The organism is Flavobacterium sp., from assembly GCF_046293665.1.
Taxonomy (GTDB): domain Bacteria; phylum Bacteroidota; class Bacteroidia; order Flavobacteriales; family Flavobacteriaceae; genus Flavobacterium.
The window spans coordinates 499,247-512,931 of the sequence record NZ_JBKBOL010000001.1 but is presented as its reverse complement, the minus strand read 5'-3'; the positions used below and the strand labels follow the sequence as shown (position 1 = coordinate 512,931).

The following is a 13,685-nucleotide window of genomic DNA, read 5'->3' as shown; positions in this document are numbered from 1 at the left end:
CTCTTGAATAAGATGCCATGCTAAATGGGAGAAATGCTATGAAAAAGAAACCCAATCGTTTACTCGGTTGGGTTTTTTATTTTAAAAATGTACCTTTGCACCGAATTCTTCCATTTAGAGTTCACAACCTATTTCTCACTTAAACGTTTATAGCATGCAACTGTATAACACCTTAAGCGCAGAAGAAAGAGCCGAGCTTATTGATCAAGCCGGAAAACAAAGACTGACTTTGTCTTTCTATGCGTACGCCAAAATTGAAGATCCCAAAAAATTTCGCGACGATTTATTTATCCAATGGAACAAACTCGATGCACTTGGTCGAACCTATGTAGCCAAAGAAGGCATCAATGCCCAAATGTCGGTTCCGGCTGAAAACATTGAAGCTTTTCGCGACACTTTAGAAGCCTATGATTTCATGAAAAACATCCGCTTGAATGTGGCTGTAGAACACGATGACCATTCGTTTTTAAAGTTAACCGTAAAAGTTCGGGACAAAATCGTAGCCGATGGTTTAAATGATGACACTTTTGATGTAACCAATATTGGCGTGCATTTAAAAGCCAACGAATTCAACCAAATTTTAGAAGATCCAAACACCATTGTAGTTGATTTTAGAAATCACTACGAAAGCGAAATTGGACATTTCAAAGGAGCAATTACTCCCGATGTAGAAACTTTTAGAGAAAGTTTGCCTATCATCAACGAACAATTAAAAGATTTTAAAGAAGATAAAAACTTGGTGATGTATTGCACCGGTGGTATTCGTTGCGAAAAAGCTTCCGCCTATTTTAAACACCAAGGTTTTAAAAATGTGTTCCAATTGGAAGGCGGTATTATCAATTATGCCAAACAAATCAAGGAAGAAAATCTGGAAAGCAAATTCATCGGGAAGAACTTTGTATTTGACCATCGTTTAGGCGAAAGAATTACCGATGATATCGTTTCGCAATGTCACCAATGTGGCAAACCTTGTGACAATCACACCAATTGCTCCAATGACGGCTGTCATTTGTTATTTATCCAATGTGACGATTGTAAAGCGGCGATGGAAAATTGTTGTTCCAATGAATGTCTGGAAATCACGCATTTACCTTTGGCCGAACAAGTAAAATTGAGACGAGGAAAGCAAGTTGGCAATAAAGTATTCCGCAAAGGAAAATCTGAGAACTTGAAATTCAAACATTCCGGCGAACTGTCTGATATCGCATTGGCTACAGCCAAAAAACCAACTGATATTCGTCAAAAAATAAAGGTAAAAAAAGTATTAGTTGCCAAAGCCGAACATTACTACGTAAAAGCCCAAGTAGGCCTTTTCATCATTGAAAATCAAGACCTAAATCTTGGTGATAAAATCCTAATTTCTGGACCAACCACTGGAAACGAAGAATTAATTTTGGATAAAATGTTGGTGAATGGACAAGAAAGTACAATTGCCAAACCCGGCGATAAAGTCACTTTTGAAGTTCCTTTTAGAGTTCGGTTATCGGATAAATTATTTAAGATTATTGTATAACAACAAGCCTTTTTCCCTCATAAAAGTCCAAATTTCAACGGCCAAAATGCTCTTTGAATTTGGACTTTCTCTTTTGTTTTTTAACATTTAAATATACTATCTTTACACTTTTAACGTTTATGATAAGTAGCTTCGTTATTTAAACGATGCGACAAACATACCTATATCCAAATTATGGCTTGTACAAGTTGTTCAACTTCCGATGGCGGTGCGCCAAAAGGATGCAAAAATAATGGGACCTGCGGCACCGATAGCTGCAACAAACTAACCGTTTTCGATTGGCTCTCAAACATGAGTTTACCCAATGGAGAAGCGCCTTTCGACTGTATTGAAGTGCGTTTTAAAAACGGCAGAAAAGAATTTTATCGCAATACCGAAAAGCTCACCTTAAGCATTGGAGATGTTGTGGCTACTGAAGCTTCACCCGGTCACGATGTAGGTATTGTAACGCTTACAGGCGAATTGGTAAAAATTCAAATGAAGAAAAAAGGGGTCAATCACACCAGCCCTGAAATCCCTAAAGTGTATCGAAAAGCATCTCAAAAAGACATCGATATTTGGAGTGATTCTCGTGACAAGGAAGAACCAATGAAGGTAAAAGCCCGTGAATTGGCGATTGCGCACAAATTGGAAATGAAGATTTCTGATATCGAATTCCAAGGCGATGGTTCTAAAGTAACTTTCTATTACACAGCGAATGACCGTGTAGATTTTCGTTTATTAATCAAAGATTACGCTCGTGAATTCAGCACCAGAATCGAAATGAAACAAGTTGGTTTCCGTCAGGAAGCATCCAGACTTGGCGGCATTGGTTCTTGTGGAAGAGAATTATGTTGCTCGACTTGGTTAACCGATTTCAGAAGTGTGAATACCTCAGCGGCACGTTACCAACAATTGTCATTAAATCCTCAAAAATTAGCCGGTCAATGTGGTAAATTGAAATGTTGTCTGAACTATGAATTAGACACTTACATGGATGCCTTAAAAGATTTTCCGGATTTTGAAACCAAATTAAAAACCGAAAAAGGCGATGCTGTTTGTCAAAAACAAGACATTTTTAAAGGTTTGATGTGGTTTGCTTATTTTGACAATTTTGCCAATTGGCATGTGTTGAAAATTGACCAAGTCAAAGAAATTGTAGCCCAAAATAAACAAGGCAAAAAAGTAAGCTCATTGGAAGACTTTGCTATTGAAATTGTAGCGGAGCCTGAAAAAGATTTCAATAACGCGATGGGACAAGAGAGTTTAACTCGTTTTGACCAACCTCGAAATAAGAAAAGAAACAACAACAAGAATAAAAAGCGTAAACCTTTTGGCGCCGATAAAAAACCTTCATCCGACAATAAAAATGAGCCTAAGATTAAGAAATAGTTTCATGCTGCTATTGGTCGCGGTACTTTTATTTTCTTGCGACGAAAAAAGAGTCTTTGACGAATACAAATACGTCGGAAAGGAATGGCACAAAGACAGCATTGTCACCTTTGAATTGCCAACACTAGACGCTAAAAAATTATATAATTTGTATGTTAACGTTAGAAATAACGATGATTATCCGTTTAACAATTTGTTTTTAATTGTTTCTTTAGAACAACCGAATCGACAAGTAAAAGTAGACACCTTAGAATACCAAATGACCAATCCTGATGGCACGCTTCTTGGAAATGGGTTTACCGACGTAAAAGAAAACAAATTGTTTTATAAAGACAAACAACAATTTACACAAAAAGGGATTTATAAAGTTCACATCAAACACGCAGTAAGACAAACAGGGAAAATAGAAGGTGTTCCTTCACTCCCGGGAATTTTCGATGTTGGTTTCAGAATAGAATCTACAGAATAAAAAATATGGCTCAAAAAAATAATACCGCAACAGTTAAAGATATTAAATACTACCAAAAGAAATTTTGGCAGTTGTTTGTTTACGGACTTGGTGTAATGATTTTGTTTTTCTTTTTGGCTTCTTGGGGATTTTTTGGCAGTATGCCGTCCTTTGAAGACTTAGAAAATCCGGAATCTAATTTAGCCACCGAAATCATTTCCTCTGATGGTGTAACTATCGGTAAATTTTACAACGAAAACCGAACACCAATCAAATACGAAGACTTACCGCCGCATTTGGTAAAAGCTTTAGTCGCTACCGAAGACGAGCGTTTTTATGAGCATTCAGGAATTGACGCCAAAAGAACCTTCGGTGCTGCCTTACAATTAGGACGTAGCGGTGGTGCAAGTACCTTAACCCAACAATTAGCCAAATTACTTTTTCATGGTGAAGGCTCAAAATTTTTTATCTATCGTGTCATTCAAAAGGCAAAAGAATGGATTATTGCTGTTAAATTAGAACGCCAATACACCAAAAACGAAATCATCGCCATGTACTTAAACAAAGCTGATTTTGTCAATACAGCGGTTGGAATTCGTTCGGCTTCCAAAGTCTATTTCGGAAAAGAACCACGAGATTTATCCGTTGATGAAGCAGCTATGTTTGTTGGGATGCTAAAAAACCCTTCGCTTTACAATCCATTGCGACGTTTGGAAAAAGTAAAAAACAGAAGAAATACGGTTTTAGACCAAATGGTTAGAAACAAAGTTTTGGATAAAGTGTCAAGAGATACTTTAGCTATAAAACCTATCGTTTTAAACTTCCATCCTGAAAGTCACAAAGAAGGAACGGCAACTTATTTCCGTGAATTTCTTCGTGAATATATGAAAAATTGGGCCAAAGAAAACAAAAGACCCGATGGTAGCGATTGGGACATTTACAGTGATGGCCTGAAAATTTACACTACCATCGATTCTAAAATTCAAGAACATGCGGAAGAAGCGGTCCAAGCACACATGAAAAATCTTCAACAAGAATTCTTTGCAGAGCAAAAAAACAACAAAAATGCTCCTTTCATTAATATTACGCCTGAAGAAACCAAAAAAATCATCCGTCAAGCAATGAAATCCTCTGAACGTTGGCGTGTGATGAAAGACATGGACAAAACAGAAGACGAAATTATTGCTTCATTCGACATCAAAACCAAGATGAAAATATTTTCCTGGAAAGGTGAAATCGATACATTAATGACGCCAATGGATTCGATCCGTTATTACAAACACTTCCTGCAAGCCGGATTAATGTCGATGGAACCACAAACCGGACACATCAAAGCTTGGGTTGGCGGTATCGATTATAAATACTTCCAATACGATCATGTTGGTCAAGGCGCAAGACAAGTCGGTTCAACTTTCAAACCTTTCGTATACGCTACAGCTATCGAACAATTGGGCATGTCACCTTGCGATTCTATTATCGACAGTCCGTTCATGATCCACAAAGGAAGACACAACGTGACTAAAGATTGGGAGCCTAAAAACTCCGATCGTGAATACCGCGGGATGGTAACTTTAAAAAGAGCATTGGCTCTCTCAATCAATACCGTTTCGGCCAAATTAATTGACAAAACCGGACCGGATGCTGTTGTAAATCTGACCAAAAAACTAGGCGTAAAATCCGAGATCCCTTCCCAACCTTCTATTGCATTAGGTGCCGTTGAGATTACCGTGGAAGATATGGTAGCAGCTTACAGCACCTTTGCGAACCAAGGAGTTTACATCAAACCGCAATTTATCAGTAGAATTGAAGACAAAAACGGGGTTATTCTTTACGAACCGGTTCCTGATTCACATGATGTGTTGAACAAAGACATCGCCTATGCCGTAATTAAATTGTTAGAAGGCGTAACTGAAAGTGGTTCGGGTGTGCGTTTAAGAACCCAAGGCGGTGGGAGCGGTGACAAACGTTGGACAGGTTATCCTTATATGTTTACCAATCCTATCGCGGGTAAAACCGGAACATCTCAAAATCAATCCGATGGATGGTTTATTGGTATGGTTCCCAATTTGGTGACCGGTGTTTGGGTGGGTTGTGAAGATCGATCTGCTCGTTTCAAAGGTATTACTTATGGCCAAGGCGCAACAGCCGCTTTACCAATTTGGGGCTATATGATGAAAAAATGTTATGAAGACAAAGATTTACAAATCTCAAAAGACCCGTTCCAAAGGCCCGATAATCTTTCTATCAAAGTAGATTGTTGGTCTCGACCTAAAATCGAAAATGACTCTACAGCAGTTCCTCTGGAAGAAGACCAAAACATTGATGACTTTCAATTGTAAAATTTAGGAGCTATTTCCCGCTGTACACTATATCTTTTGTATCGTTTTGGGAACGATACAAAAGGATGCCGCTCCCATCGGGGCTATTGAGAATCAAAACCTTGGTCGAACTGCATGGAATGACAACAAAATAAATGTACCGTGGATATCCGATAAAATAAATTTAAAATTCCGTCTACCATTGCAGGCGGAATTTTTATTTTAAATGGCCGGAAACAAATCCTTTCTCTATTCTCTTTTAAATTCCTAAATTTACGGCACAAACAAATTACGCTAAACACTAATCAATCATGATTAATAAAAAAGTAAACTCTGTACATGAAGCACTGCAAGGCATCGAAGACAACATGACTATCATGCTCGGTGGTTTTGGTCTTTGCGGAATTCCCGAAAACAGCATCGCCGAATTGGTACAAAAAGGCACTACCAATTTAACCTGTATTTCCAATAATGCCGGTGTTGATGATTTCGGATTGGGATTGTTACTCCAAAAACGACAAATCAAAAAAATGATCTCTTCCTATGTAGGAGAAAATGCCGAATTTGAACGCCAAATGCTTTCCGGCGAACTAGATGTTGAACTAACGCCGCAAGGCACTTTAGCCGAAAAATGTCGCGCTGCACAAGCCGGAATTCCTGCATTTTTCACTCCGGCAGGTTACGGAACTGAAGTCGCCGAAGGTAAAGAAGTACGTGAATTCAATGGCAAAATGCACATCATGGAATTGGCTTACAAAGCTGATTTTGCCATCGTAAAAGCTTGGAAAGGCGACGAAGCCGGAAACTTAATTTTCAAAGGAACCGCACGCAACTTCAACGCACCCATGGCCGGTGCTGCTAAAATCACCATTGCCGAAGTAGAAGAATTAGTGCCGGTTGGTTCACTCGACCCGAATCAAATTCACATTCCCGGCATTATGGTGCAACGCATTTTTAAAGGCGAAAAATTTGAGAAAAGAATTGAGCAAAGAACTGTTAGACAACGTTAAATTTGAAAATGAGTTAATTTGAAAATTTGAAGATGAGAAACGACAAAGACAATTTAATTGTAAAACTAAGTTTTGATTTTGCTTTGAAGATTATTGTCTTTGCTGAAGCAATTAGAGAAACTAATCGTTTCGAAATGGCATCTCAAATTTTCAGAAGTGGTACATCTATTGGAGCCAACATAAGAGAAGCACAAAATGCAGAAAGCAAAGCTGATTTTATTCATAAATTTAAAATTGCAGCAAAAGAAGCTGATGAAATTCAATACTGGTTATCCTTATGTAAAGAGTCTGAATTTTATCCTAGCCCAAGTGAAGAATTATTTAAAGAAATACAATCTATAAATTTGATTTTATCCAAAATTATCTCTACCAGCAAGAAGTCTTAATTTTCAAATCATCAAATTTTCAAATCATCAAATCATGTTAGATAAAAACGATATTGCAAAAAGAATAGCCCAAGAAGTCAAAGACAAATACTTTGTCAACCTTGGCATCGGGATTCCGACTTTGGTCGCTAATTATGTCCGTACCGATATTTCGGTTGAATTTCAATCTGAAAATGGTGTGCTTGGCATGGGACCATTTCCCTTTGAAGGTGAAGAAGATGCCGATGTCATTAATGCCGGAAAACAAACCATCACGACTTTACCCGGAGCGAGTTTTTTCGATTCTGCTTTCAGTTTCGGAATGATTAGAAGTCAGAAAGTAGATTTAACCATTCTTGGCGCTATGGAAGTTGCCGAAAACGGTGATATAGCCAACTGGAAAATTCCCGGAAAAATGGTAAAAGGAATGGGCGGCGCTATGGATTTAGTGGCTTCTGCAGAAAATATTATTGTGGCGATGATGCATGTAAACAAAGCCGGTGAAAGCAAAATTCTGAAAAAATGTACCTTGCCTTTAACTGGGGTTGGTTGTGTGAAAAAAGTAGTAACCGAATTAGCTGTAATGGAAATTACACCCAAAGGATTCAAGCTTTTAGAACGCGCTCCCGGTGTTTCGGTTGAACATATTATTGCCTCAACTGAAGCCGATTTAATTATCGAAGGTGAAATCCCGGAGATGATTATCGATTAAGATATTCCGACAAAACTTCCGAAGGATTCATAAAAGTATTTGGGCTTTCAGTTATGCTGACTGCCCTTTTTTTATTCAATTTATAAGTCAAATCAAATTCTGTAGTAAACAATATCGCCGACAAAAATGGATTGTTGATATAAGTGACCAACCTTTCGCGAGTCGCATCAATACCATAGATTTCAACCATTTCTTCTTGCTGGAATTTGTATTTCAGTTCCATTTTTAAAATCTCGTCTTCAATGATTGGACGAACATAAATGTTCATTAAATCAGTATTACCAATGGTTTTAGCAAGTGTTAATTTCGCAAAAGTTCCATCAGCCAGACTGGCTTTGACTTGATTATAAAATTCGGTAAAAGATTCAGAAAAAGACATTATTCAAATCCAAATATTAATAATAAAACAACTATAATCGCTATAAACCCTATCGTGGAGTTGTCTTTTCGAGCAACTTCATCTATTGATTTCTTACCACAATAATACAACCACATGATCGTATTTCCAACAAAATGATTAATCAATCTTAATAACAACATCGATAATTATGCAAAAAACCAAGTTGCCACAAAAATAGCAGTGATAACACAGATTAAATCAACCAATAGCATCGTAGCCAAAGTATAACGGGTGTTTTTTATGTTGACAGACCCAAAATAAACCGCAATAACATAAAAAGTCGTTTCGGCACTGCATTGGAAAATACAGCTCAGTCTTCCGGTTAAGGAATCTGGACCAAAAGTACGCATCGAATCAATCATAAAACCACGAGAACCACCAGAACTGAAAGGTCTAAGCATCGCTACCGGTAAAGAATCGGTGATTTGTTTGCTTACACCAATGTTAGAAAACACAAAGGAAAGACCGTTACTGATAATATCAAACAAGCCGCTATTTCTGAAAAAAGATATCGCGACTAACATTCCCAATACATAAGGGAAAATCTTTACGCCGGTTTGTATTCCATTATTGGCCCCTACTACGAAAGCATCAAAAACAGTAGTTTCTCTCTCTACAAATTTCTTTTCCTTGATAAAAGCAAAAAGTAAAGTAAACCCAATAATGACTACCAACATTAAACCGGATAAATTAGAGGTAAAAAAGTTTTTACCTACTAAATCCAATCCGTTAATATAAAACAACAAACCAACAATCGCAGCTACAACGGTCATTAAAGCCACTAGTAAAGTAGCGCTTTTGAAGTTGATTTTTTGTTTTATGCCAACAATGATCATGGCCGCAATGGTTCCAATAAAAGAAGTGATAATACACGGCAACATTACATCTGCCGGATTTTCTGCATTTTGCGCAGCACGATAACCGATAATTGAAGTTGGTATCAATGTTAAACCGGCAGCGTGTAAACACATGAACATGATTTGGGCATCACTAGCCTTGTCTTTTTCGGGATTGATTTCTTGTAAACTTTGCATGGCTTTTAATCCGAATGGTGTTGCCGCAGAATCCAAACCAAGGAAATTAGCAGCAAAGTTCAAAGTCATATACGATATGGATTCGTGGTTTTTCGGAACCGAAGGAAAAACTTTGGCAAAAACCGGACTCAACTTCCTAGCTAATATTTCGGAAGCCCCAGAAATGATTAAAAGTTCCATCAATCCGCAAAAGAATGCCAAATAAGCCATCAAAGGAAGGATGATATCAAACAAAGTCATTTTACAAGTTGGCAACAGACCATCTGTCTTTTGTATGCCACTATAAACTTTTACGGTTTTGTTTTTATACACATAAGTTGTATCTGCATTAAGCGTATCGCGGTTAATCACAAAGGTTTTTTCTTCCTTTTTAGTGATGCTGTCCTGGATAAATTTCGGCATCTCATTTAAATATCCTTCTGAAATTAAAACCGGATCATCCTTTTTCCCGTTTAATATATGATCAATGGTATAACTATTACCTGAAAATAAACTGAAAATCACAAAGGTGATGGAGGCGATAAAAATAACAAGCCAAAATCTACTGAGCACCATAATCTGTTTTTTGGTAAATATACTATTTATCAAATTTGGATAACAAAAATTTTTAAACCGAAATTGAAATATATTTTTTATAAAAAACCCAACTTAACTGTAGTACTATTTGTCAGGTCTTGAACATATCTTAAAAAATAATGAATATTTAACAATAAAACAATCATTTCACACTAAGATTTTTATATTTGCAGACTTTAACAACCAACTAATCATTCTCTTAAGAAAATCATGAAAAAGAACTATCCTTTATTACTTCTTATCATTTTTGCTACTTGTTCCGTATTTGGGCAATCTCAAGAAGATATCAAAAAAATTACCGCCGAATATGATATGGCTAAGCTCAAAGAAAAAGAAGCTTCCTACCGAAATAGAGCTGCGGCTGAAAAACAAAAAGCCATAGCAATTGCCAAGCAGAGGAATTGGCCAATTTATGAAGAAACTCCCGAAGGAGCTATTAAGGAATTAATGGCGCTTACTCCTGAAGGATTGCCAATATATTACGCAACAGATAATGTAAATGCTGCGCGAACAACCAGAACCAATCATTTAAATACCGGTGGTTCTTTGGGTCTAAATTTAGATGGTCAAGGAATGACTGTGAGAGTTTGGGATGGCGGTAATGTACGAACAAACCACAATGCTTTTGGCTCCAGAGTGGTTGCAGTTGATGCCACTACTACAAGCGTTATTTTACACGCTACTCACGTTACCGGCACCATGGTGGCGGCCGCAAGCCCTGCCAGTGTGAAAGGAATGGCTTCTCAAGCCAATGCCCGTACCTTTGATTGGGGTTTTGATGATGCTGAAGTTGTTTCTGAAACCATGGGAGGAATGTTGGTTTCTAACCACTCTTATGGCACACCAATTTCAGGCTCCGGAACTCCTTTACCAGCTTGGTATATAGGTTCTTATACTTATTCCGCTTATCTTTGGGATGATATTGCCTATGATGCGCCTTACTATTTAGCGGTTATGTCTGCAGGAAATGAAGGTGGTAATAATGCTAATGAAGAACCACTTGCTTTTGGATTTGATAAATTGGTTGGAAATAAAACTGCAAAAAACAATTTGGTTGTAGCCAATGCTCTAGATGCCACTACAGCTGCAGATGGAACACTAACTTCAGCTGTAACAATCAATACTTCCAGTAGTCAGGGACCAACAGATGATTTAAGAATTAAACCAGACATCACTGGTAACGGAACCAATGTAACTTCTACAGGTAGTTCGGGAACAACTGCCACCGCAGCACTTTCAGGAACCTCAATGGCTTCACCCAATGTAGCTGGAAGTCTTATTTTATTACAACAACATTACAAAAACTTAACCAACAGTTTTATGCGTGCTTCTACATTAAAAGGATTGGCCTGTCATACTGCTGATGATGCAGGTACAATTGGACCTGATCCTGTTTTTGGTTGGGGATTATTAAACTGTAAAAAGGCAGCAGAAGCAATATCTAATAATGGATTATCTTCATGGGTTTCAGAAGAAAATCTAAATAATGGTCAGGTTTATAGTATTACCGTAAACTCAAACGGAACTACACCTTTAATTGCTTCCATTACTTGGACTGATGTCCCAGGAGCTATCAATACCGGTGGTTTTGGCGCCAATGATCCGACTCCTGCTTTGGTTAATGATTTAGATATTCGAGTGGTTAGAAATACAACAACATATTTCCCATGGAAATTGGATTGGGATCCAAATAGTCCAGCAATTAGAACCGAGGATAACAATGTTGACAATGTTGAACAAGTTAAAATTGATAACCCTGCCGCCGGTCAGTATACTATAACGGTAAACCACAAAGGGACTTTGGTTACAGGTGGTCAAAAATTCTCTCTGGTTATTACCGGTTTGACTTCGAACTTTGCTATCAATTCAACATCAGATAACTTAACCGTTTGTTCAACTCAAAATGCGGTATATACTTTTAACTACACCCAATCAGGTGGCGGAACAACAACTTTCTCTGCAGTAGATTTACCAACTGGAGCTTCTGCTACTTTCTCACCTAGTACTTTAAGTGCTAACGGCACCGTAACTATGACTGTTTCCGGTTTGTCCGGAATATCGCCAGGTGAATATTTTGTTGGTATTAAAGGAACAAGTGCAACAGAAACTGAAACACGTTACAAAATATTAAGAGTTTTTAACGGAACTTCTTTCCAACCGGTAGGTTTACAAACACCAGCCAATGCACAAAACGGATTGTCGACTACGGCTTTGTTAAAATGGGATACCCAACCCAATGCCTTGACTTATAACATCCAGGTTTCCGAATTTCCGAATTTTTCACCTTTGCTTATTAATGAAGAAGTTACAAATAACCAATACAATATTTCAGGCTTGTCTGAAGCTACGAGATATTATTGGAGAGTGATTCCACAAAACAATTGTGGTACAGCCGTAACAAGCAATGCCATAGTTTACTATTTTGATACCGGAAATCTTGTTTGTGACATTAATTTTGCGGCTGAAGACTATTCTGATGCTTTTATTGGTAGTGTCCCAAACTCAACGGCTTCTGTCCCTTTAACCATTACAGGTGGTTACACTATAGGTGATTTAAATGTGAATATCAATATTTCGCACACTTGGGTTCAAGATATGACTATTGTTCTTGAAGGACCTGTGGCCATTGGAAGTCCAATCATTACCTTATTAGAAGAAGCTTGTGGTGGTCAGTCTAACATTGATTGCACAATGGATGACGATGGTGGTTTACCGGCTTGTGCAGGAAACCCTGCCATCAGTGGAAGTATTGCACCAGTTAATCCTTTAAGTGCTTTGAATACTTTGCCTGCCGATGGTGTATGGACATTAAGAGTAGTTGATCCTTACAATGAAGATGGTGGAAGTATTAATAATTTTAGTATTGACATTTGTAGCGTTGAAGTAGCTCTCTCGGTAATTTCTAATCCGATTTTGAATAGTAGTATATATCCAAATCCAACCAAAGGAATTGTAAATGTTGCCATTCCGGCTTTGACTGATAAAGCAACGATTACCTTGTACGATTTACAAGGAAGAGCAATTATGACAAAAGACACCAATCAAGTATATACCTCATTTGGGATAGAAAATTTACAAGATGGCGTATACTTAATCAACATTGCCAATGATCAAGGGACTGTTACTAAGAAAATCGTTTTGAGAAGAAATTAATTTCAATAAAGAATAATTAATAAAAAGAGGTCTTAAAGGCCTCTTTTTTTATACATGCAATATTTCATCCTCTATTAATAAATCTTCTCTACGGAGTCGAAGAAAGATTTGTGCTACCGCAATCACATCTTTTTCACAATAGGTAACAATTCTGTCGATGTCCTTTTCTACATAAAAAACATGAGCAACTTGACTGCCATCGATATCGCCTTTTGGGGATGGAATGCCTAAAATTTTGGTCAATAATTTTAAAGAAGTGAAATGTTTATAGTCGCCAAATTTCCAAAGTTCCAAAGTATCTAAATGTGGGATTTCCCAAGGTTTTTTACCAAATAAATTCAGTTTAGCCGGAATGGCAATTTGGTTGATAATCATTCTGCGAGCTATAAACGGTATGTCAAATTCTTTAGCATTGTGACCACATAAAAGATGTTGGGCACCATTGAAATGATTGTCTAACAAAGCCGAAAAATCTTTTAAAATCTTTTTCTCTTCGCCAAAAAAGGAAGTCACTCTAAAGTTCCGAATGTCATTTTTATTGGCAAAATAACCCACGGAAATACAAACGATTTTACCAAACTCAGCCCAAATGCCGGCACGTTCATAAAAGTCTTCGGGTGTGTATTCCTCTTTCCTTTGGTACTGGGTTTTTTGTTCCCAAAGGACTTTCATTTCATTATCTAAAACGCCGAAGTTTTCTTCTTCGGGAACAGTTTCTATGTCAAGAAAGAGTATATTATTGAGTGGGATTTTTTCAATCATAAAAATAAAATTAAGAATTAACC

Annotated in this window: 11 protein-coding genes; 8 read left to right on the top strand and 3 right to left on the bottom strand. The window is 37.4% G+C overall.

All coding sequences use genetic code 11. From position 1 onward, the window contains the following. Positions 1–154: 154 nt before the first annotated feature. The 7 genes from ACK4R1_RS02335 (at position 155) to ACK4R1_RS02305 (ending at position 7,737) form a co-directional block, all read left to right on the top strand. Entirely contained in the window at positions 155–1,513 is a 1,359-nt protein-coding gene (locus ACK4R1_RS02335; RefSeq protein WP_409683102.1) for a rhodanese-related sulfurtransferase, read from the top strand. 174 nt (positions 1,514–1,687) lie between these two features. After that, the gene (locus ACK4R1_RS02330; RefSeq protein ID WP_409683099.1) at positions 1,688–2,884 is read left to right on the top strand and encodes a stage 0 sporulation family protein; all 1,197 of its coding nucleotides are present in this window, start codon (positions 1,688–1,690) and stop codon (positions 2,882–2,884) included. Beyond that, complete coding sequence (locus tag ACK4R1_RS02325) at positions 2,862–3,353, top strand: gliding motility lipoprotein GldH (protein ID WP_409683097.1); 492 nt, start codon at positions 2,862–2,864, stop codon at positions 3,351–3,353. The genes ACK4R1_RS02330 and ACK4R1_RS02325 overlap by 23 nt, the downstream gene beginning before the upstream one ends. A gap of 5 nt (positions 3,354–3,358) precedes the next feature. Further along, entirely contained in the window at positions 3,359–5,671 is a 2,313-nt protein-coding gene (locus ACK4R1_RS02320; protein WP_409683094.1) for a penicillin-binding protein 1A, read from the top strand. A gap of 290 nt (positions 5,672–5,961) precedes the next feature. Beyond that, on the top strand, positions 5,962–6,660 hold the full coding sequence (locus ACK4R1_RS02315; protein ID WP_409683091.1) for a CoA transferase subunit A: 699 nt from the start codon (positions 5,962–5,964) through the stop codon (positions 6,658–6,660). Between the two features lie 32 nt (positions 6,661–6,692). Beyond that, positions 6,693–7,046: a four helix bundle protein gene (locus tag ACK4R1_RS02310; RefSeq protein ID WP_409683088.1), complete on the top strand. Its 354-nt coding sequence runs from the start codon at positions 6,693–6,695 to the stop codon at positions 7,044–7,046. A gap of 34 nt (positions 7,047–7,080) precedes the next feature. Next, positions 7,081–7,737: a 3-oxoacid CoA-transferase subunit B gene (locus ACK4R1_RS02305; RefSeq protein WP_409683085.1), complete on the top strand. Its 657-nt coding sequence runs from the start codon at positions 7,081–7,083 to the stop codon at positions 7,735–7,737. Here the strand turns inward: ACK4R1_RS02305 and ACK4R1_RS02300 are convergent. Then, positions 7,727–8,116, bottom strand: coding sequence for a hypothetical protein (locus tag ACK4R1_RS02300; RefSeq protein WP_409683082.1), 390 nt, complete (start codon positions 8,114–8,116; stop codon positions 7,727–7,729). The genes ACK4R1_RS02305 and ACK4R1_RS02300 overlap by 11 nt on opposite strands. A 167-nt stretch (positions 8,117–8,283) precedes the next feature. Beyond that, positions 8,284–9,726, bottom strand: coding sequence for a nucleoside recognition domain-containing protein (locus ACK4R1_RS02295; RefSeq protein WP_409683079.1), 1,443 nt, complete (start codon positions 9,724–9,726; stop codon positions 8,284–8,286). A gap of 231 nt (positions 9,727–9,957) precedes the next feature. Between ACK4R1_RS02295 and ACK4R1_RS02290 the strand changes: the two genes are divergently transcribed. After that, positions 9,958–12,900, top strand: coding sequence for a S8 family serine peptidase (locus ACK4R1_RS02290; protein WP_409683076.1), 2,943 nt, complete (start codon positions 9,958–9,960; stop codon positions 12,898–12,900). Between the two features lie 48 nt (positions 12,901–12,948). Here ACK4R1_RS02290 and ACK4R1_RS02285 read toward each other — a convergent pair whose 3' ends face one another. Next, complete coding sequence (locus ACK4R1_RS02285) at positions 12,949–13,662, bottom strand: 3'-5' exonuclease (RefSeq protein WP_409683073.1); 714 nt, start codon at positions 13,660–13,662, stop codon at positions 12,949–12,951. Positions 13,663–13,685: the final 23 nt, after the last annotated feature.